22 protein-coding genes and 1 riboswitch are annotated in these 20729 nt (G+C 63.1%); of the genes, 14 read left to right on the forward strand and 8 right to left on the reverse strand.

All coding sequences use genetic code 11. The features are described 5' to 3' along the window. The 6 genes from whiA to KAZ48_06635 form a co-directional block, all read left to right on the forward strand. Positions 1 to 473 (forward strand): DNA-binding protein WhiA (gene whiA / locus KAZ48_06610; protein MBP7972454.1); only part of this gene is annotated, 473 nt, incomplete at its 5' end. 60 nt (positions 474 to 533) lie between these two features. Further along, a complete protein-coding gene (gene gap, locus KAZ48_06615) occupies positions 534 to 1538 on the forward strand; it encodes a type I glyceraldehyde-3-phosphate dehydrogenase (GenBank protein MBP7972455.1) in 1005 nt (334 codons plus the stop codon). After that, positions 1535 to 2752: a phosphoglycerate kinase gene (locus KAZ48_06620; protein ID MBP7972456.1), complete on the forward strand. Its 1218-nt coding sequence runs from the start codon at positions 1535 to 1537 to the stop codon at positions 2750 to 2752. The genes gap and KAZ48_06620 overlap by 4 nt, the downstream gene beginning before the upstream one ends. A 3-nt stretch (positions 2753 to 2755) precedes the next feature. After that, positions 2756 to 3547 carry a triose-phosphate isomerase gene (locus tag KAZ48_06625; GenBank protein MBP7972457.1) on the forward strand — a complete coding sequence of 264 codons (792 nt, stop codon included), beginning with the start codon at positions 2756 to 2758 and terminating at the stop codon, positions 3545 to 3547. A gap of 59 nt (positions 3548 to 3606) precedes the next feature. Continuing rightward, positions 3607 to 3840: a preprotein translocase subunit SecG gene (gene secG, locus KAZ48_06630; GenBank protein MBP7972458.1), complete on the forward strand. Its 234-nt coding sequence runs from the start codon at positions 3607 to 3609 to the stop codon at positions 3838 to 3840. 10 nt (positions 3841 to 3850) lie between these two features. Further along, on the forward strand, positions 3851 to 4189 hold the full coding sequence (locus KAZ48_06635; GenBank protein MBP7972459.1) for an RNA polymerase-binding protein RbpA: 339 nt from the start codon (positions 3851 to 3853) through the stop codon (positions 4187 to 4189). Positions 4190 to 4223: 34 nt separating this feature from the next. Here the strand turns inward: KAZ48_06635 and pgl are convergent, their stop codons facing one another. The 5 genes from pgl to KAZ48_06660 all read right to left on the reverse strand — a co-directional run bounded on the left by pgl (position 4224) and on the right by KAZ48_06660 (position 10913). Continuing rightward, positions 4224 to 4967: a 6-phosphogluconolactonase gene (gene pgl, locus KAZ48_06640; protein ID MBP7972460.1), complete on the reverse strand. Its 744-nt coding sequence runs from the start codon at positions 4965 to 4967 to the stop codon at positions 4224 to 4226. A 30-nt stretch (positions 4968 to 4997) separates the two neighbouring features. Then, positions 4998 to 5999, reverse strand: coding sequence for a glucose-6-phosphate dehydrogenase assembly protein OpcA (locus KAZ48_06645; protein ID MBP7972461.1), 1002 nt, complete (start codon positions 5997 to 5999; stop codon positions 4998 to 5000). Then, complete coding sequence (locus tag KAZ48_06650) at positions 5996 to 7558, reverse strand: glucose-6-phosphate dehydrogenase (protein ID MBP7972462.1); 1563 nt, start codon at positions 7556 to 7558, stop codon at positions 5996 to 5998. The genes KAZ48_06645 and KAZ48_06650 overlap by 4 nt, the downstream gene beginning before the upstream one ends. A 4-nt stretch (positions 7559 to 7562) precedes the next feature. Next, complete coding sequence (gene tal, locus KAZ48_06655) at positions 7563 to 8663, reverse strand: transaldolase (protein MBP7972463.1); 1101 nt, start codon at positions 8661 to 8663, stop codon at positions 7563 to 7565. 111 nt (positions 8664 to 8774) lie between these two features. Beyond that, entirely contained in the window at positions 8775 to 10913 is a 2139-nt protein-coding gene (locus KAZ48_06660) for a transketolase (GenBank protein ID MBP7972464.1), read from the reverse strand. A 235-nt stretch (positions 10914 to 11148) separates the two neighbouring features. Here KAZ48_06660 and KAZ48_06665 point away from each other — a divergent pair, with 235 nt between their 5' ends. After that, entirely contained in the window at positions 11149 to 12045 is an 897-nt protein-coding gene (locus KAZ48_06665) for a heme o synthase (GenBank protein MBP7972465.1), read from the forward strand. Positions 12046 to 12540: 495 nt separating this feature from the next. Here KAZ48_06665 and KAZ48_06670 read toward each other — a convergent pair whose 3' ends face one another. The 3 genes from KAZ48_06670 to KAZ48_06680 all read right to left on the reverse strand — a co-directional run bounded on the left by KAZ48_06670 (position 12541) and on the right by KAZ48_06680 (position 15214). Further along, the gene (locus tag KAZ48_06670; protein ID MBP7972466.1) at positions 12541 to 13524 is read right to left on the reverse strand and encodes a heme A synthase; all 984 of its coding nucleotides are present in this window, start codon (positions 13522 to 13524) and stop codon (positions 12541 to 12543) included. Then, positions 13515 to 14231, reverse strand: a complete 717-nt coding sequence (locus KAZ48_06675) for an ABC transporter permease (protein ID MBP7972467.1) — start codon at positions 14229 to 14231, stop codon at positions 13515 to 13517. Before KAZ48_06675 ends, KAZ48_06670 begins: the two co-directional genes overlap by 10 nt. A 62-nt stretch (positions 14232 to 14293) precedes the next feature. Further along, the gene (locus tag KAZ48_06680) at positions 14294 to 15214 is read right to left on the reverse strand and encodes an ABC transporter ATP-binding protein (protein ID MBP7972468.1); all 921 of its coding nucleotides are present in this window, start codon (positions 15212 to 15214) and stop codon (positions 14294 to 14296) included. Between the two features lie 54 nt (positions 15215 to 15268). Then, positions 15269 to 15381: riboswitch (TPP riboswitch) on the forward strand. Between KAZ48_06680 and KAZ48_06685 the strand changes: the two genes are divergently transcribed. The 7 genes from KAZ48_06685 to KAZ48_06715 form a co-directional block, all read left to right on the forward strand. Then, positions 15371 to 15988, forward strand: coding sequence for a nicotinamide mononucleotide transporter (locus tag KAZ48_06685; protein ID MBP7972469.1), 618 nt, complete (start codon positions 15371 to 15373; stop codon positions 15986 to 15988). (Overlaps the previous riboswitch by 11 nt.) Further along, positions 15985 to 16542, forward strand: coding sequence for an ATP-binding protein (locus tag KAZ48_06690; GenBank protein ID MBP7972470.1), 558 nt, complete (start codon positions 15985 to 15987; stop codon positions 16540 to 16542). Before KAZ48_06685 ends, KAZ48_06690 begins: the two co-directional genes overlap by 4 nt. 86 nt (positions 16543 to 16628) lie before the next feature. Continuing rightward, on the forward strand, positions 16629 to 17318 hold the full coding sequence (locus KAZ48_06695; protein MBP7972471.1) for a transcriptional regulator: 690 nt from the start codon (positions 16629 to 16631) through the stop codon (positions 17316 to 17318). Further along, positions 17315 to 18730, forward strand: a complete 1416-nt coding sequence (sufB, locus tag KAZ48_06700) for a Fe-S cluster assembly protein SufB (GenBank protein MBP7972472.1) — start codon at positions 17315 to 17317, stop codon at positions 18728 to 18730. The genes KAZ48_06695 and sufB overlap by 4 nt, the downstream gene beginning before the upstream one ends. Continuing rightward, positions 18730 to 19902, forward strand: coding sequence for a Fe-S cluster assembly protein SufD (gene sufD / locus KAZ48_06705; GenBank protein ID MBP7972473.1), 1173 nt, complete (start codon positions 18730 to 18732; stop codon positions 19900 to 19902). The genes sufB and sufD overlap by 1 nt, the downstream gene beginning before the upstream one ends. Beyond that, positions 19899 to 20252: a non-heme iron oxygenase ferredoxin subunit gene (locus KAZ48_06710; GenBank protein ID MBP7972474.1), complete on the forward strand. Its 354-nt coding sequence runs from the start codon at positions 19899 to 19901 to the stop codon at positions 20250 to 20252. Before sufD ends, KAZ48_06710 begins: the two co-directional genes overlap by 4 nt. Then, positions 20240 to 20729: ABC transporter ATP-binding protein (locus KAZ48_06715; protein MBP7972475.1), on the forward strand; the 490-nt coding region annotated here is incomplete at its 3' end. The genes KAZ48_06710 and KAZ48_06715, both read left to right, overlap by 13 nt.

Genomic DNA, 20729 nt, shown 5'->3' on the forward strand with positions numbered 1-20729 from the left:
GCATCGCGTCGAAGTCGCGCGAGGTTCGCGGAGTCGATCGCGTCGTCATCCGCGACGGGGACGCGATCAGTGCCTTGCTCACTCGCCTCGGCGCGCACGAATCCGTGATGGCGTGGGAAGAGCGTCGAATGCGCCGGGAAGTGCGCGCGACCGCGCACAGACTCGCCAACTTTGACGATGCCAACCTGCGCCGGTCGGCACGCGCTGCGGTCGCGGCCGGTGCACGGGTGGAGCGGGCGTTGGCGATCCTGGGAGACGACGTCCCTGAGCATTTGAGCGAAGCCGGCCAACTGCGAGTCACCCATAAGCAGGCCAGCCTGGAGGAACTCGGTGCCTTGGCAGATCCACCGATGACGAAGGACGCAATAGCCGGTCGAATTCGTCGTTTGCTCGCAATGGCGGACAAACGCGCAAAGGATCTGGGCGTACCGGATACCGAGGCAGCGCTGACTCCGGACATGCTCGCCCCCTGAGCCAGCTAGATCGCCTCGCCCGGTAGGGTCGGATCGGGACCACAACTAGGGAGCGATCACGTGACAGTCAAGGTAGGAATCAACGGATTCGGCCGAATCGGCCGCAACTTTTTTCGCGCTGTGCAGACTTCCGGCGCCGATATCGAGGTCGTCGCGGTTAACGACCTCACCGACACCGCCACACTGGCTCATCTGCTCAAGTACGACAGCATTCTGGGTCGGCTGCCGGGAGAGGTCTCATCCACAGACGGCGTGATCGTCGTCGACGGAAAAGAGCTCAAGGTCTACGCCGAGCGCAACCCGGGCGACCTGCCGTGGAATGACCTCGGTGTCGACATCGTCATCGAGTCAACCGGCTTCTTCACCAAAGCCGAGGCCGCCAAGCAGCACCTCGGCGGCAGCGTAAAGAAGGTCATCGTTTCCGCCCCTGCCAGCGGCGACGACATCACCATCGTCCTGGGCGTCAACGAGGGTGAGTACGACCCAGCCACGGATAACGTGATCTCCAACGCGTCCTGCACCACCAACTGCCTTGCGCCCATGGCCAAGGTCATCAACGACACCTTCGGCATTGAGCGTGGCCTCATGACCACGATCCACGCGTACACCGGCGACCAGAACCTGCACGACGGTCCACACAAGGATCTGCGTCGGGCACGCGCGGCCGCGTTGAGCATCATTCCCGCTTCGACTGGTGCGGCAAAGGCAATCGGCGTCGTCATCCCGGATCTGAAGGGCAAGCTCGACGGCTACGCCATGCGGGTACCCGTACCTACGGGTTCTGCCACTGACCTGACGGTTGAGGTCGCCACTGCGGCGACGGCCGACGAGGTCAATGCCGCAATCAAGGCCGCCGCTGAAGGTCCCATGAAGGGCATCCTGGAGTACACCGAGGCGCCCATCGTGTCGGCCGACATCGTGACCGACCCGGCCTCCTGCATCTTCGACGCATCGCTGACCAAGGTGAACGGGAACATGGTCAAGGTGCTCGGCTGGTACGACAACGAGTGGGGCTACTCCAACCGCCTCATTGACCTGGTGGTGTACGTCGGCGATCGCCTGTGAGCCCACTTGTTGGGCTAGCAGACCTGCCGGTTGCCGGCAGGACGGTGCTGCTTCGAGCGGATCTGAATGTTCCGTTGGACACTGACGCCGATGGTAACCGCGTCATCACCGACGACGGTCGAATCCGCGCAAGCCTGCCGACCATCGAGGCGTTGACCAGCCAAGGCGCCCGGGTCATCGTGCTTGCTCACCTTGGCCGGCCCAAAGGGGAGTACGACGAGGCGCTATCGCTGCGGCCGGTAGCAGCACGTTTGTCTGAGTTGCTGCCGGTTCCGGTTGCGATGGCCGACGACGTCTGCGGCCCGTCCGCTAAGAGCGTCGTGGAAGGGCTGGCGCCCGGCGAGGTTGCCCTGCTGGAGAATGTGCGTTTCGATGCGCGAGAAACTAGCAAGGATGTTGGTGAGCGGACCAACTTGGCTAGTCAATGGGCAGCGCTCGGCGACTGCTTCGTCTCCGATGGGTTTGGTGTCGTGCATCGGGAACAGGCCAGTGTGACGGAGTTGGCGCAATTGTTACCGCACGCCGCTGGTCTGTTGGTGGCTCGAGAGGCCGAGGTCTTTCACGGTTTGCTCAACGACCCACAACGTCCCTACACCGTGGTTCTCGGTGGCAGCAAAGTCTCGGACAAACTCGGCGTGATCTCGAACCTGCTGACCCAGGTGGACCGCCTACTCATCGGCGGTGGAATGTGCTTCACCTTCCTCGCTGCCGCAGGGCACGACGTGGGCGCGTCACTGGTCGAACTAGACCAGTTGGAAACTGTCCGCGGACTGCGCGAGCAGGCACTGGCACGGGGCGTGGAATTGGTCCTTCCCACGGACTTGGTTATCGCCGACAAGTTCGCGGCCGACGCAGCCACCGAAGTCGTGACGGTCGAGCAGGGTGTGCCGCAGGGGTGGATGGGTCTGGACATTGGCCCCGAGACTTCCGCTGCGTTCGCGCAGTTGGTTCGGTCCTCGCACACTGTGGTTTGGAATGGTCCGATGGGCGTGTTTGAGATGGCGCCCTTCGCTAATGGCACCCGCGCCGTAGCGCAAGCACTCACTCAGGTCGATGGCATGTCGGTGGTCGGTGGTGGCGATTCGGCAGCCGCTATTCGCCTGCTTGGAATCAATGAGAGTTCAATCAGCCACGTCTCCACGGGTGGCGGAGCAAGCCTTGAGTTCCTCGAAGGGCGTACGCTTCCGGGGCTGAAGGCCCTGGAGGGGAACTGACTGATGACTGACTCGTCGCGTCTGCCAATGATGGCAGGCAACTGGAAGATGAACCTGAACCATTTCGAGGCGATCGCGTTGGTGCAGAAGCTTGCGTTCGCGCTCAAAGATGACGACTACAACTCCTGCGAGGTGGTTGTTGTCCCGCCGTACACTGATATTCGCTCTGTACAGACCCTTATCGACGGCGACAAGCTCAAGATCAAATATGGTGCCCAAGACGTCTCGGCCCACGACGCCGGAGCTTTTACAGGTGAAGTCTCGGGCGCAATGTTGGCGAAGCTGGGTTGCACCTACGTCATCGTCGGTCACAGCGAGAGACGCCTCTACCACGGCGAACACGATGGCATCGTGAACTCCAAAGTCCATGCGGCGTTCCGATCCGGGCTCACCCCAATCATGTGCATTGGTGAGGGACTGGAGATCCGTAAGGAGGGTGGCCAGGTCGCCTACACACTCGGTCAACTCGAAGCCGGGCTGGCTGGATTGAGTCCAGAGCAGGCGGCCTCGATCGTCATCGCCTATGAGCCTGTGTGGGCTATCGGAACTGGTGAAGTTGCCACGCCGCAAGACGCGCAGGAAGTTTGCGGTGCGATCCGTGCCCGGTTCGGCGAGCTCTACGGCCAGGATCTGGCCGATGCTTGCCGGGTGCTATACGGCGGTTCTGTGAAGGCATCGAATGTGGCTGGACTAATGGCGATGCCCGATGTTGATGGTGGTTTGGTCGGTGGGGCTAGCATTGACCCCGACGAGTTTGTTGCGCTCGTCCGGTTCCGTTTGCTGGAGGCGAGCTGAACCCTTGGCAACTAACCCGCGAGCCACATCTGGTTCCGACGTAAACGCAAGGAGTAGCGATGGCCATCGCGCTTGAGATCATCTTGGTGATCACCAGTCTGATGCTGATCGTTCTCGTGCTGCTTCACAAAGGAAAGGGCGGCGGCCTGTCGGATCTTTTCGGCGGGGGCGTGACCTCCTCAGTCGGCGGATCGAGTGTCGCCGAACGCAACCTCGACCGGATCACGGTCGCAATCGCATTGGTTTGGGCTGCCTGCATCATCGGGCTCGGACTCATCGTCAAGAACATCTAGGGGAGAACTCATGGCTGGTGGCAGTGCAATCAGAGGTAGTCGGGTAGGCGCCGGACCGATGGGTGAAGCCGAGCGTGGTGAGCCGGCACCCCGGCTCTTTGTGTCGTTCTGGTGTGCGAACGGCCACGAGTCGAAGCCGACTTTCGCTGTGGACGTTGAAGCCCCGGCTGAATGGGACTGCCCACGTTGTGGGTGGCCGGCCGGGCAGGACAAAGACAACCCGCCAGCGCCACCCAAGAATGAGCCGTATAAGACTCACTTGGCCTACGTCAAGGAGCGCCGCTCAGATCACGACGGCGGCGACATCTTGGAAGAAGCACTCCAGCGCCACCGCGACGCCAGCATTTGAGCACAGGTCTCCGCAACGGCCTAACGCGAACGAATCAGACCACCAGCGCAGTAGCATCCTGATCTGCCAGCACCAGCGAACGGTCAATGCCGCGCGCGGCACCCGCTGGTGCATCCTTGGCGGGCAGACCGCTCAGGGCCAACTTGATCGCATCGGCTTTGCCAGCACCTGATGCGATAAGCCAGACCTGCCGGCTGTTGTTGATGGTCGCCATGTTGAACGTCGTTCGTGTCGGTGGTGGCTTGGGGGAGTTGCGTACCGACAGCACTGCCAGGTCGGAGAACTGCTCATCCCGGCCGGGGAACAGGCTGGCAACGTGTGCATCCTCGCCAATGCCGAGCATGGTGACGTCGAACAGCATCGTGCTGCCGCCCGCAGCCCGGATCAGTTCCTCGGCGTAGCTGGCGGCTGCGGCGTCGACATCGTCGCCGATTCGTCCGTCGAGTCGGGGCATCGGATGAATGCGGTCGGGGTCAGCGTTGATCTTGTCCAGCAGAACCTCGCGCGCACCTGTCTCATTGCGTTCGGGGTCGCCCGCGGGCAGGAAGCGTTCGTCGGACCACCAAAAATCGACGCGGGACCAATCGACTGCTCCAACCGCGGGGGAGTCCCAGACGGCTGCTAGCGCCGACGTGCCGCCTCTTCCACCCGTCAGGCAGATGTGCGCGACCCCGCGGGCAGCTTGCGCGTCTTTGACGGCGGTGATGATCCGCGCCCCATTCGCAGCCGACAACGTATCGTGGTCGGGGTAGATGATCAATTCCTGCTTGCTGGTCATGCTGCAACTCCTCGTTCCGCTGGTCGCATTTCAGGATTTGGTTGTGCGTTTGCTGCGCTTCGTTGGTTTCGCTGGTTTTGCTGGCTTCGGTGAGCGACCCTTCGCTTTGCTGGGCCCACCACTGAGTGCATCCTGGTGCTCGCCCAAATACGCGAGGGCCTGGGCATAGATCTCGTCGGAGTCGAGTCGTCGCAATTCCTCGGACAGCAGATCGCGCAACTCGCGTCGCGGCATCGGGATACCACGGCTCGTGAACTCGGGGCGATACACCTTTGCCAGGTGCCCATCCGGTCGAGCGACCCCGATGTCACCGTCGACGGTGTGCAGGCGAACCTCGCTGATTCCCTCGGCGCGGTGCGCCGTCACCGCGGCGGGAACACCGAGTCGCGCCGAGATCCAGCTTGCCAGGAGCATCGCGCTGGGATTGGCCTTGCGGGCGAACACCTCGGCACCGGTGATCGTGGGGAAAGGCTCGTCGAGTGCGGTCGCCAGGAGTGAACGCCAGGCGGTGGTCCTGGTCCAGGCCATATCCGTGTCACCCGGTTGATAGACCTGCGCTCGGTCGACCAAGGCTGCCAACGGAGTACGCGAGGAAGCTGCGTCAGTGATCCTGCGTGCTGCCAACTGGCCGACTGGGTCAGCCGCCGGATCAGTTGGTGCTCGCCCCGGCCACCAGGCCACGATCGGAGTATCCGGTAGCAGCAGCGGCACCACTACCGATGCCTCTTGGTGGGCTAGCGGGCCGATCAGGCGTAGCCGGATCATCTCGCCCGGGCCCTCTCCGTCGCCCACGTGAATATCGGCATCCAACCGCGGCTTGCCCCGAGCCGGGCGCGCGATGACGATCAGGATTCGGCAGGGGTGCTGGTTGGCCGAGTATGTTGCGGCGCGGGCCGCTTCCGACTGGTGCTCCTCGTCGGTGACGATCAACAACGTCAACGCCATACCCGTGGCGGCGCCGATGTGGTGGCGTTCACGGGCGATGACGTCGTTGATGGCGCTCGCGGTGGTGTCCTCCAACCGGATGGTCATGGCCGCCGCCACACGCGGCCATCGCGGCCAAGCATTTGGTCTGCGGCCGTTGGGCCCCAGGTTCCGGCCGCGTATTCATCCGGTCTTCCGTGCGACGCCCAGTAGTCCAGGATCGGGTCGAGAATTCGCCACGCCATCTCCACTTCCCGGTGACGCGGGAACAGTGGGGGATCGCCGAGCAGCACGTCCAAGATCAGTCGTTCGTAGGCCTCGGGGCTGCTGACAGTGAAGGACTCGCCATAGGCAAAGTCCATCGTCACGTCTCGGACTTCCATCTGGGTGCCTGGAACCTTTGAACCGAATTTCAGCGTGATTCCCTCGTCCGGTTGCACGCGGATGACCAGTGCGTTCGCACCGAGTTCCTCGGTGTCAGTAGTGGTGAAGGGCAAGTGGGGCGCTCGCTTGAACACCACGGCGATCTCGGTGACTCGTCGTCCCAGTCGTTTGCCCGTCCGCAGATAGAACGGCACGCCAGCCCAGCGCCGGGTGTCAATCTCCAGCCGGATCGCGGCGTAGGTGTCGGTCTTGGACTTGGCCGGGATGCCGTCTTCTTCCAGGTAGCCCGGCACGAGTTCGCCACCCTGCCAGCCGGCGGTGTACTGCCCGCGAACAGTGGCCAGGTCGAGTCGCTCTGGAAGGACTACCGCGGAGAGCACCTTCTCCTTTTCAATGCGGATGTTGTCCGCCTCGAAAGAGACCGGCTCCTCCATGGCGGTCAACGCGAGCAACTGCAGCAGATGGTTCTGGATAACATCACGGGCCGCGCCGATGCCGTCGTAGTAGCCGGCCCGGCTGCCTATGCCAATGTCCTCAGCCATGGTGATCTGGACATGGTCAACGAAGTGGCTGTTCCAGATCGGCTCGAACATGGCATTGGCGAACCGCAAGGCCAGCAGGTTTTGAACCGTTTCCTTGCCCAGGTAGTGGTCGATGCGAAAGACCGATTGTGCGGGGAACACCTCGGCCACGACCTGATTGAGCTCCTGCGCGCTGGCCAGGTCATGTCCGAACGGTTTTTCGACGATCACTCGCCGCCAGGCACCTGGCTCGCTGGTGGATAGTCCGCAGTTGCGCAACTGCTCGACCACAACCGGGAAGAAGGTCGGCGGAATCGAGAGGTAGAACGCATGGTTGCCGTTGGTTCCCCTCTCGCGGTCGAGTTCGGCCAGCACGTCAGTCAGCCTCTGGTATGCATCCGAATCGCTGAACTCACCGGCGACAAACCGGAAGCCCTCGGCGAGCTGGTTCCACAAGTCGTCGCGAAACGGCGTCCGAGCGTATTCGCGGACCGCGTCCTTGGCGATGGCGGCGAAGTCTTGATCGCGCCAGTCGCGGCGAGCGAAGCCCACCAGGGCAAATCCGGGCGGCAGCAGCCCGCGGTTGGCTAAGTCGTAGATCGCGGGCAGCAGCTTCTTGCGGGCCAAGTCTCCGGTGACGCCGAAGAGCACGATCGAGCACGGGCCAGCCACCCGGGGGAGTCGCCGATCAGCCGGGTCGCGCAGGGGGTTGGTCGTAGGTGGTGCCACCACGCCAACTCCCTCCGCTACCGCAACCGACAGGTGGCTATTTTAGAGCCTGAGCGACGTTCTCGATGAGGGCTTCCCAGGCCTGCACGAACTTGTCGACGCCCTCAGTCTCCAACTCATCGAACACAGCGGGCAGGTCAACACCGACGGCGGCGAGATCGTCGAACGTCTGCTGGGCACTCGTCGCCGTGCCATCGAGGGAATCGCCGTGAACGTTGCCGTGGTCCTTCACCGCGTTGAGCGTGGCTTCCGGCATGGTATTGACGCAGCCTGGCCCAGCCAGGTCAACGACGTAGCGATCGTCGGCGTAGGCGGGATCCTTGACGCCGGTGGAGGCCCACAGCGGACGTTGCAGGACGGCACCTGCGGCCGCGAGCGCCTGCCACCGATCGGTGGCACGCATCTGCTCGTACGCCGCCCAGGCGAGGCGCGCGTTCGCGATCCCGGCATCGCCCTTGAGGGCCTCAGCCTCTGGGGTGCCGATCTTCTCCAACGCCTTGTCGATGGTGGAATCGACGCGGCTGACGAAGAACGAAGCCACCGAATGGATCTTTGACAGATCCTTTCCGGCGGCCTTCGCAGCCTCCAGACCTGCCATCCACGCGTCCATCACTTCGAGGTACCGCGCGACAGAGAAGATCAACGTCACATTGACGCTGATCCCTGCCGCAATGGTTTTGGTGATTGCGGGAAGGCCCTCAACCGTGGCGGGAATCTTGATCAGGACGTTCTCGCGGTCGACGGTCCAGTGCAGTGCCTGTGCCTCGGCGATCGTGGCCTCGGTTGCACGCGCCATGCGCGGGTCCACCTCGATGGACACGCGGCCGTCGTAGCCGTTGGAGGCGTCGTAGGCGCCTCGCAACACATCGCACGCCCAGCGCACATCGAAGGTCGTCATGGTCCGAATTGCCTCATCGACACTGAGGTTGCGAGCCTTTGCGTCGGCAATCTGCTGGTCGTACTCATCGGATCCGCCGGTAATGGCGTTGTCGAAGATCGATGGGTTGGTGGTGACCCCGACGACTGAGTCCGTCACCAGCATTTGGGCGAGGCTGCCGGACGTGAGGCGGGTTCGACTCAGGTCGTCGAGCCAAATGGAGACTCCGACGTCGGAGAGAGCCTTGAGGTTGTCCGTCATGTGATGTGCCCTTCGTGGATGAATGATCGGCTCGAGTTGGTTGATTTGCTCGAGGTAGTCGACTGGACGGTGAGCGGTTCGGTAGGTGGGTGTTCGGTTGTGGGGATGGAATTACTCGGTGGCCTGCAGCGACTCCTTGGCGGCCTTGACGACATTGTCGACCGTGAAGCCGAACTCCTTCATCAATAATGCACCGTCGGCGGAGGCACCGTAGTGCTCCAAACTGACAGCCCGACCGGCATCGCCGATAAGCCGATACCAGGGGGTTGCGAGCCCTGCCTCGACGGAGACGCGAGCTCTTACCGCCGAGGGGATGATTGATTCCCGGTACGCCTCGTCCTGTTCGTCGAACCACTCGAAGCAAGGCATCGATACCACCCGGGTGGGAATACCCTGAGACTCAAGTTCGGCCGCTGCGCCGATCCCAAGTTGAACCTCCGAACCGGTCGCGAGGATCAGCACCTTGGGCTCGCCGTTGGACGCCTCCACCCGCACGTAGGCGCCGCGAGCGACGTCGGGGTTCTGGTCATACGTGGGTAGACCCTGGCGGCTGAGTACCAGTCCGGCGGGGCGGCGGTTCTCGATGATCGTCTTCCAGGCGATGGCGGTCTCGTTCGCGTCGGCTGGACGGACGATGTGGAGGTTGGGAATCGCCCGGTAGGCAGTCAGGTGCTCGACCGGTTGATGCGTCGGCCCATCTTCGCCAAGACCGACCGAGTCGTGGGTCCACACGTAGGTCACCGGGATGTTCATCAATGAGCCGACACGAACTGCTCCGCGCATGTAGTCGGCAAAGGTGAAGAAGGTGCCGCCATAGATCTTGGACAGCCCACCGACTGCAATGCCGTTGAGCACAGCACCCATGCCGTGTTCGCGCACACCGAAGTGAATGATTCGCCCGTACGGTGAGGAGTCGGGTACGGGACTGCCTTCCGGCTCGAAGGACATGCCGCCCTCGATGCTCGTGTTGTTGGAGCCCGCCAGGTCGGCACTGCCGCCCCAGTACTCGGGCAGCACCGCGGCCAGTGCATTGATGACCTTGCCCGAAGCCACCCGGGTGGCCACGCTCTTACCCGTCTCAAACACCGGTACCGCAGCGTCGAAGTCCGCAGGCAGCTTGCCGGCAAGGAGCCGATCGAGCAGGGCGGCTCGCTCGGCGTGCTTGGAACGCCACTCTCGGTACCGCAGATCCCACTGTTCGTGGGCTTCCTTGCCTCGACCGACGACCTCACGCGCGTGAGCCAGAACCTCGTCGGAGACCTCGAAGCTCTTGTCAGGGTCGAAGCCCAAGATCTCCTTGACGGCGCCGACCTCCTCAGCCCCGAGATCCGCGCCGTGCGCCTTGCCGGTGTTCTGGAGTTTCGGTGCCGGCCAGCCGATGATGGAGCGCATCCGGATGATCGTGGGCCGGTAGATGTCGGCCTTGGCCTCGGCGAGAGCATCGTTAACGGCTTCAAGGTCGATGCTGCCGTTGGGCAACAGGTCGGTGTGCAGGGTCTGCCAGCCGTATGCCTCGTAGCGCTTAAGGACATCCTCGGTGAACGCCACGTCGGTGTTGCCCTCAATAGAGATGTGGTTGTCGTCGTACAGGACGATGAGGTTGCCGAGCTTCTGCGTGCCGGCCAGGGATGACGCCTCGGAGGAAATTCCTTCCTCCATACAGCCATCGCCAGCGATGACGTAGATGTGATGGTCGAATGGACTCTCACCAGGCGAAGCACCGGCGTCGAGCAGGCCGCGCACGTAGCGGGTATCCATCGCCATTCCCACCGCGTTGGAGATGCCCTGGCCAAGCGGACCGGTGGTCACTTCCACACCAGTGGTGTGTCCATACTCGGGATGCCCGGGAGTAAGGCTGCCTTCGGTGCGGAACGCCTCGAGATCGCTGAGTTCCAATCCGTATCCGGAAAAGAACAGCTGGATGTAGAGCGTGAGGCTGGAGTGGCCAGCCGAAAGCACGAAGCGGTCACGCCCGATCCAGTTCGGGTCGCTGGGATCGTGCCGCATGACGCGTTGGAAGAGCAACGTCGACGCGGGGGCGAGGCTCATGGCCGTGCCCGGGTGTCCGTTACCGGTCTTATGTACAGCGTCTGCAGCAAGAACTCGAGCAGTGTCGACTACTCGGGAATCCAGTTCGGTCCAGTCCAACGACTCGCTCACAAGGTGTCCTTCCACATGGGTTCGCACGGCTTGGCGAGCGTATCGAGGTTTTAGTCGGTAACGCACGGTTGGAGCAGCCACCCGGAGCATTGCGGGCATGAACGGTGAATGAACTGCTCGCCTCTGCCCAATGCCGTTAGAGTCATGGCATTGGTTCCCGAGTGACCACTAGGCTGTGGTGGGTGCCAGAATGTCACCGTTGTTCTGGAATGACCGCTGTTCTTGATTCACCGTTCGTCAGAGTGTGCCGAAACCGCTAGGTCGCAAGTGAGGTCTCGTGTCAACCGTTGGCTCCAAGTCCCATGCTCATGGAGCTGGCCGTGCCGTGGACACCGGGGAGAGCCCAAAACGGGGACGAATCGCGGCGTACATCGGACTGACCAAGCCGCGGATCATCGAGTTGCTGCTGGCCACGACGATCCCAACGATGTTCTTGGCTGCGCGGGGCCTGCCCGGTTTGTGGGTCACCGTCGCGACTCTGATCGGCGGCTCCCTGGCAGCCGGTGGTGCCAATACGCTGAATTCCTACATCGATCGCGACATTGACGCTGTGATGAAGCGAACCGGCGCGCGCCCGCTGGTTCGCGGCGACGTGACCCCCCGGGCAGCGTTGATCTTCGGCCTGCTGCTCAGCCTCGGCTCCGTGCTGTGGCTCGCTGCCTTCGTGAACCTGCTCTCGGCCGTCTTGGCTTCGGGAGCGATTGCGTTCTACGTCATCATCTACACGCTCGGCCTGAAGCGACGGACACCGCAGAACATCGTCTGGGGAGGTGCGGCTGGGTGCTTCCCGGTGCTCATCGGCTGGTCGGCAGTTACCAACTCGTTGAGCTGGGCGCCAGTCGTGCTGTTTGCCATCGTCTTCCTGTGGACCCCACCGCACTACTGGCCGCTGTCGCTGAAGTTCAAGGATGACTACGAGGCCGCTGGCGTGCCGATGATGCCGGTCGTCGCGGATACTCGGTCGGTCGCTCGCCAGATCGTGCTCTACAGCTGGGCGATGGTCGGCGCCTCGCTCGCACTTGTCCCCGTCGCGCCCATGGGTTGGGTGTATTCCATCAGCGCGGTTTTGCTTGGCGGGCTATTCCTGCACGAGGCACACGCGTTGCTGCGCCGAGAGACGCGCGGCCAGGACCCGAAGCCCATGCGGCTGTTCCATTGGTCGATCACTTATCTGTCGTTGCTCTTCCTCGCCGTAGCGATTGATCCGTTCTTCACCGGCTGATCGTCGCTACGCTGCCTGGCTGTGGTGCCAGATGACTTTCATGACTTCCTCGTAGCGTCAGCCGGGGTTAGTGGTGCGCTCGTGGGGCTGCTGTTCGTGGCCTCGGCGATTGCGCCGGAGCGGATCGTGGCCAAGAACGCACCAGCGCTCGCTCAGGAGACGGCCGCTGGGGCGTACATCGTGCTCAGCAACACCCTGTTTGTCGCCCTGGCCGGTCTCTTCCCGGGTAATGCGCTCAAGTACGTCGCCGTGATCATGCCGGTTGCTGGGCTCGTGACCACCACGGGTTACGCGATCCAATCCTGGTTCCATCGGTCGGAGGGTGGAGTCGGCGCGCGCTGGTGGATTCGCCGAGTGACGACGGCCTTCTTCCTCGTCAGCCAGTTGATTGCTGGTGTGGCCCTGTGGCGACAAGGGGTCAATGACGACACGGTTGCCAATGTCATCGTCTGGTCATTCGCCTTCTACGCCATCGGGCTGACCAGGGCGTGGGAACTACTGGGTGCTCACGACCAAGGGTTCGCCGAGACCTTCTTGCTCTGGCGTGGGCAGCGGGCCGCGAAGGCGCAGGGCAAGGTGGGCAAAGACAACGCAGATCCAGAGCACGCAAGCTCCAGCGACGTGCAATAGGACCACCAACCACGGCAGCCCGGTGAAGTACTGCACGTAGCCGATCAAACCTTGTGCCAGCGCCACCCCCAGCACCAGCCAGAAGCGTCGGCGGGCGCGCGCGGGGGAGTCGGTGACCGACAACGCCAGGATCATGGCGACGGTGAGGCCGACGAATAGCAGCACCAGGTCCGCGTGCAACCAACTGATACTGCGGGGGTCGAAGGGAAGCCGCGAATCTACGTCGGCATCGCCGGAGTGGGGGCCGGAACCGGTCACCATTGTGCCGAGCGTCAACACGACCAGCGCAACGCCGACCAGTGCCCGCGACATCGTCCGAATAGGCGGTTTGACCAACACGCGAACAGGCTCATCGCCAACCTCAGCGGAACGGACCACCAGCAGGACACACAGCGCGATGATGATCGTCGAGACGAGGAAGTGGCTGGACACGCTGATCGGATTGAGTCCGGTTAGCACCGTGATCCCGCCGAGGATTGCCTGGGCGAAAGTTCCCAGCAGCGGGACGGCGGCAAGTGCGACGATCACCCCTCTGCCTTGCCCACTTGCGGCCTTCAACCGGCGGCTCCACGTGAACGCGCCGACGATCGCGGCGATAGCCAAGATGGCGAGGATGAACGTCAGCGTGCGGTTGCCGAACTCCACGTACTTGTGCCAGGCCTGTGCTTGCGTTGCGGTCGGCACATACGAACCAGTCGCACACTGCGGCCAGGTCGGGCATCCCAGGCCTGAGCCGGTCAGTCGAACGAGGGCCCCGGTCACGACGATGCCGGTCTGGGCGACCAGGTTGGCGATGAACACTGCGCGCAACCAGCGCGGGGCACGTCCACCCACGGAACTCACTCCCATCGGAACGTCCTCGCGGCCACGATTAGCCCGAACAGGAACCAGGCAGCCAGCACGAGCAGTGGTCCCACCGGCATGGTTGAACCGTTGAGCAACACGTCGCGCAGCCCGTTGCCGAGCGCGCCGGATGGGAGCAGTTCCGTGGCGCTCGCAAGCCAACCCGGGAGCTTTTCCTGGGGGATGATCGTGCCACCGGCGAGCAGCAGAATGAGGTAGATGCCGTTGGCGACAGCGAGCGTCGCCTCGGCACGGAGCAGGCCGGCCAGTGCCAGTCCCAGAGCGCTGAAGGCGGCTGTTCCGAAGATCATGAGCAACACGGCCGCAGCTGGGTTGCCCTGCGGATCCCAACCAAGAACAAATGCAACCGAACTGATCAGCGCAATCTGGATGACCTCGACAGCGAGGACAGCCAGGGTCTTGGACGCCACGAGTCCCGTGCGCGACAGAGGGGTGGATCCGAGGAGCTTGAGGACTCCGTATCTGCGATCGAATCCCACGGAGATCGCCTGTGCAGTGAATGCGGTTGACATGATCGCCAACGCGAAAATGCCAGGCGTGACGATGTCGATGCGGGCTCCGCTGCCCAACTCGACCCAGCCGACCGACGTGAGTCCGACAAGCAGGAACAGGGGAATGATGAGCGTCAGCAGAATCTGTTCGCCGTTGCGCAACATCAGTCGCAACTCGAACTGGGACTGAGCCCAGATCATCGACGGGCGGCTCGCAGCCGCGGGTGCCGGTGAGAGGTCCAGCTGGGCGTTCGTTGCCGTTGTCACCGGTCCACCTCGGCGCCTGAATTTGTCAACTCAAGGACGACATCCTCAAGTCTGCGCTGCCCCGTCGTCAACCCACGTGGCATGAAGCCCTGTTCGGCGCACCAGGCGGCCACGATCGCCAGCGAATCCGGACTCACATCGCCACTGACCTGGTAGGTGCCGCGGTTGGTCTCGCTGACGGCGACGCCACCACCGAGGGTGGTCGCTAGGGCCGCAAGGTCAAGGCCGGGAGCCGCATCGAAAACCAGCGATTGCTGGTGGGAACGCAGTAGCTCCGCAGGTGTGCCCGTCGCAACGACCGATCCACGATCCATCACGACGATGTTGTCCGCCAAACGCTCGACGTCGTCCATGAGGTGGGTGGTCAACAGGACTGTCACGCCAGCCTGGCGCAACTGCTCGACGAGCTCCCACACGACGCGTTTGGCGGTGGCATCGAGGCCAGCGGTGGGTTCGTCGAGGAAAACGATCTCCGGTCGACCGATCAGGGCGATTGCGAACTTGAGGCGCTGTTGCTCGCCCCCGGACATGCGCCGGTAGTTGGCGCGGACGTCGGCGATGCCGAGGCGGTTGGCTAGCGTGACCGGATCCAACGGATTCGCGTAGAGCCGCGACATATGCCTGAGCACCTCGAGGCTACGTGCCCCGGACGGAACCCCGCCGTCCTGCAGCATGACGCCCATCCGTGGTCTGAGGGCAGTTGCGTCACTCGTGGGATCGAGGCCGAGGACTCGGACCGATCCGCCACTGGGCCGGACGTAACCCTCACACGTCTCTACCGTTGTGGTCTTGCCAGCACCGTTCGCCCCGATCAGGGCAGTGACCTCGCCAGTTGGCGCGGCGAAGGAGGCATCGCTCACGGCCACCGTGCGCCCGTAGCGCACGACGAGATTGCTGACTTCCAACGCGAATCCCACGGTCTGAGTGTAGGAGTCCCGCGGGTTACCGCCGATGCCCCGGTGGGGCTAGGGTCAGACATACACGGGAGCTCGGGCAGATCCGGGCTGAGAGGGCGGTAACAACACCGCCGACCGTCGAACCTGTCCGGGTAATGCCGGCGTAGGGAGGAATCGATGAACGTTCTGTTGACTGCATGGGACTACCAAGTCACCTACCTGGAAGCGACAGCCGTCGTGGTTGCGCTGATCGGCGTAGGCCTCGCCATCAAAGGGACCCGCTGGGCGTGGCCCTTTTATTTTCTCAGCGGCGTCCTCTACGGGCTGCTATTCATCAACGTTGATCTGATCGCCAGCGCGGCCCTGCAGTTGGTCTTCATCGTTGCCGCGATCTGGGGCTGGTTCGACTGGGGGGCGGCAGGCGTCACTCGGTCGAAGACGCTGTCAAAGCGCTTGCGAGTCATCGGCTCGCTGGCACTCATCATCGCTTGGGTGGTCTTGGCGCCGTTGTTGCAGCTGATCGGCGGCGTGGCCACTTGGTTGGATGCCTTCGTATTCGTCGGCAGCCTTGCCGCCCAGGTCCTGATGGTCTTGGGGTACCTCGAGGCGTGGCCGATGTGGGTGATCGTCAATGTGGTGGGTGTTGTGCACTACGCCCAACAGTCGCTCTGGTTCACCGCGTTGTTCTACTTCGTGCTGCTGCTGATGGCGATCTGGGGTTGGCGGGCTTGGTTCGAGCGCAACGAGTCCTCAGCCGAGGATGTAGCCATGGCTTCCTCTGCGACCGGAGCATGACCCACCCAGTTGCGGAGGCAGCCGCCGAACCTGGGTTGATCGGGTTGCTCGGGGGTGAGTGTTCCGGAAAAACCACACTTGGGCGCGCGCTGGGCAAGGCACTACCGGCGCGATACGTGCCGGAGGCGCTGCGCGAGTTTGTGGACCGGGAAGGCCGAACGCCGACTCACGCTGAGCAGCGGGCAATCATGCGGGCGCAGATGGCGGCCGAATCGATCGGCCTGCGATCAGCGGTCGCGGCAGGTGAGGAATGGGTCGTCTCCGATCCCGGTGCGCTCATGACGGCCATCTACAGCATCGCGTACTTCGACGACGATTCGCTGCTGACGGAGGCACTGGTCGGTCAGTCGAGGTATCGGTTGACATTCCTGTGTGACCCCGCCTTCCCCTGGCAGCCAGATGGCGATCAACGGGATGGCCCGGAACACCGCCAGCGGGTGCACGATCTACTGGTCGAGGTCATCCGAGCGCACGACCTCGACGTGGTCGAGGTGGTTGGCCCCCCGCACGATCGAATCGAACAGGCACTGGCGGCGATTCGAGCATTCGCATGATCGAGCCCAGCCCGGGCACGTGCTTTGTGAGCAACCAGGCAAGGCCCGCTCTTGGCGAGCGGGAGTAAATAGGACACACTGGTGTTGTGAAATCCCCAATGACTGGTGCAGCCGCCCGCGTGGCTCGCACGTTGTTGGATTCTGGTCCCGCGACCGCAAGCGCGCTGGCGACCGAATTGAACCTCACTGGCACCGCGGTTCGGCGCCACCTCGACGGGCTCGTCGCCGCCGGCTACGCCCAGGCCAACGACCGGGCACCATTCGGTCCGACCAAACCCCGCGGCCGCGGCCGCCCGGCCCGTGTTTACACCTTGACGTCGGCCGGGCGAGACGCATTCGATCAGGCCTACGACGACCTGGCCCTAGCGGCCATCCGCCACATCGCTGAGAACGGCTCAGCTGAGGCGGTGATGGATTTTGCGCGCGGCCGGGCAGCCGACATGCGCCGCCGCTACAGCGAGTCCGTGAGTGCCGGAAACACCCTGGAGGAGCGCGCCGCACTGCTGGCCCAAGAGCTACGCGTCGACGGATTCGCCGCCAGCGTCGAGCGCGGTGGCGACATGGGCGTTCAAATTTGCCAGCACCACTGCCCGGTCGCACACGTGGCCGAGGAGTTCCCACAACTGTGCGAGGCCGAGACAGAGGCCTTCAGCGAGTTGATCGGCGCGCACGTGACCCGACTGGCGACTCTGAGCCACGGCGACGGCGTCTGCACCACCCACGTTCCACTGAACCCTGCGACCGAGCACGTCCGTCCTGAGAGGACCCTGGCATGACCGAGACATCAACCCATCCGGATTTGGATGGCATCGGCACCTACGAGTTCGGCTGGCACGACACCGATTCAATCGGTGCCAGCGCGCGGCGCGGCCTGTCCGAGGACGTCGTTCGCGACATCAGCGCCAAGAAGAACGAGCCCGAGTGGATGTTGGAGACCCGCCTGAAGGGGCTGCGCCTGTTTGATCGCAAGCCCATGCCCACATGGGGATCGGATCTGTCCGGCATCGACTTCGACAACATCAAGTACTTCGTGCGCTCGACTGAGAAGCAGGCCGCAAGCTGGGAGGACCTGCCCGAGGACATCAAGACCACCTACGACCGCTTGGGCATCCCCGAGGCAGAAAAGCAGCGCCTGGTCGCTGGCGTTGCGGCTCAGTACGAGTCCGAGGTCGTCTATCACGCCATCCGCGAGGATCTGGAAGCCCAGGGAGTCATCTTCAAGGACACCGACACCGCCCTGCGCGAGCACGAGGACATCTTCAAGGAGTACTTTGCGTCGGTTATCCCAGTGGGTGATAACAAGTTCGCCGCGCTGAACACTGCGGTGTGGTCCGGCGGTTCATTCATCTACGTGCCCAAGGGTGTCCACGTTGATATCCCGTTGCAGGCCTACTTCCGCATCAACACCGAGAACATGGGCCAGTTTGAGCGCACCTTGATCATCGTGGATGAGGGCGCTTACGTCCACTACGTCGAGGGATGCACCGCACCCATCTACAGCAGCGACTCACTCCACAGTGCGGTCGTGGAGATCATCGTCAAGCCCGGTGGTCGCTGTCGGTACACCACCATCCAGAACTGGTCGAACAACGTCTACAACCTCGTCACCAAGCGCGCGGTCGCCCAAGCGGGCGCGACGATGGAGTGGGTCGACGGCAACATCGGCTCCAAGGTCACCATGAAGTATCCGGCAGTCTGGCTGACTGGGGAGCACGCCAAGGGCGAGACACTCTCGATCGCCTTCGCCGGCGAGGGCCAGCACCAGGATGCCGGCTCCAAGATGGTGCACGCGGCCCCGAACACGTCATCGGCAATCGTTTCCAAGTCCGTTGCCCGGGGTGGCGGTCGCACGTCCTATCGCGGTCTGGTTCAGGTTCTGGAAGGTTCCAAGGGCTCCAAGAGCACCGTTCGTTGTGACGCCCTGCTGGTGGACGACATCAGCCGGTCAGACACCTACCCCTACGTCGACGTTCGCGAGGACGACGTTTCGATGGGCCACGAAGCAAGTGTCTCCAAGGTCGGGGAAGATCAATTGTTCTATCTGATGTCCCGCGGCATGACTGAGGAAGAAGCCATGGCGATGATCGTTCGCGGCTTCGTGGAGCCGATCGCCCGCGAGTTGCCGATGGAATACGCACTCGAACTGAACCGGCTCATCGAGCTACAGATGGAAGGGGCCGTCGGCTGATGGGTTCTGCCACCACCACCGAGCCGATCGAACGAGAGATCGTGATCAGCGTTCCCACGAACAAGGCTGAGAACGTCACCTCCTTCGACCCCGCTGACTTCACCCGACCGACCGGGCGGGAAGAGGAGTGGCGTTTCACGCCGATCAAACGCGCCAAAGCACTGTTTGAGCCGCTCGCCGAACCCGGTGGCGCAGACGTGCATGTCACTTCGCCGCAGGAGAGCTTTATCGGCGCCGACGGGGCCGCTGATGCTTCTCCGGTTGGTTCCGCTTTGATTCCGGTCGACCTGCCCAGCGCGTTGGCGTGGGCCGGAGCGGAGGAAACGACGTATGTCTCGATTCCAGGCCGAACCGAGGTCACCGACCCGATCACGGTGACCATCACAGGCACCTCCACGTCGTACCAAAAGGTCCGCGTCACGGTTGGCCGCGATTCGTCCGCCACGGTTGTCATCGATCACATCGGCAGTGGATTTCACGGCGAGAACGTCGAGGTTGAACTTGGATCCGGGTCACGTCTGACGCTGATTTCCATTCAGGATTGGGATCGCGATGCAGTTCACCTTGGCCGCATTCACACACGAGTCGGCCGGGACGCGCAATTGACCCAGGTCGTCGCCACATTCGGTGGCGACGTAATTCGGCTGGTGTCGACGGTCGACTACGACGGTACTGGCGGCTCGGCGGAGTTGCTCGGTGCCTCGTTTGCCGATGCTGGCCAGCACCTTGAGCACCGACTATTCGTCGACCATGCCACGGCGCACTGCCGAAGCAATGTCATCTACAAGTCAGCCCTACAGGGTGAACATGCCCATACCGTCTGGATCGGTGACGTGCTGATTCGCGCAGCGGCGGTCGGCACCGACACCTACGAGATCAACCGGAACCTGGTTCTTACCGAAGGTGCCCGAGCAGACTCGGTGCCCAACCTCGAAATCGAGACCGGCGAGGTTTCCGGTGCGGGGCACGCCAGCGCCACCGGGCGCTTCGACGACGAGCAGTTGTTCTACCTGCAGTCTCGGGGAATTCCGACCCAGGAGGCGCGCCGCCTAGTGGTTCGCGGCTTCTTCGCCGACGTTATTGATCGCATTCCTACTGGCGCGGTGCGCGACCGACTGTGGCGGGCAGTCGAGGACGAGATCGCAGGTGTTGGGTCCGGGGTGGGCTCATGACGCCGCAGTACCACGAGGTTGCCAAGCTCAAGGAGTTGCCCAACGGAAGCGCGATGCGAGTCGAAGTCGACGGCGTCGAGGTCGCCCTGGTCCATACCGAGGGGCAGGTTTACGCCATTGATGATGTCTGTTCCCACGCTGAGGTGTCTTTGTCCGAAGGCGAGGTTCAAGGCTGCTTCATCGAGTGCTGGCTGCACGGTTCCCGGTTCGACGTTCGCACGGGCGAACCCACCGGACCCCCTGCGGTTGAGCCCGTTCCGATCTATTCCGCCCGCGTCGACGGTACCGGCGACGACGCAGTCATTTTCGTAGCAGTCAACAAAGGAGTTGCACACACATGGCAGAACTGAAGGTCGTTGACCTCCACGTCTCGGTCGACGGTGACGAAGGCCCCCGTGAGATTCTTCGCGGCGTCGATCTGACCGTCACATCCGGTCAGACGCACGCAATCATGGGACCGAACGGGTCGGGTAAATCGACCCTGGCCTACACGATCGCAGGGCACCCCAAGTACCAGGTCACCAGCGGTTCCATCACCCTGGACGGGGCGGATGTCCTGGCGATGAGTGTCGATGAACGCGCTCGCGCGGGCCTCTTCCTGGCCATGCAGCATCCCGTTGAGGTTCCGGGCGTGACCGTGTCGAACTTCCTGCGCACGGCCGCTACCGCGATCCGCGGCGAGGCTCCCAAGTTGCGCGTGTGGATGGGTGAGATGAAGGAGGCGATGGGTTCGCTTCAGGTCGACCCGACTTTTGCCTCCCGCAATGTCAACGAAGGTTTCTCCGGCGGGGAGCGCAAGCGACACGAGATCTTGCAGATGGAACTAC

The sequence above is a fragment of the Candidatus Nanopelagicales bacterium genome (assembly GCA_018003655.1).
Classification (GTDB): Bacteria; Actinomycetota; Actinomycetes; order S36-B12; family UBA10799; genus JAGNDY01.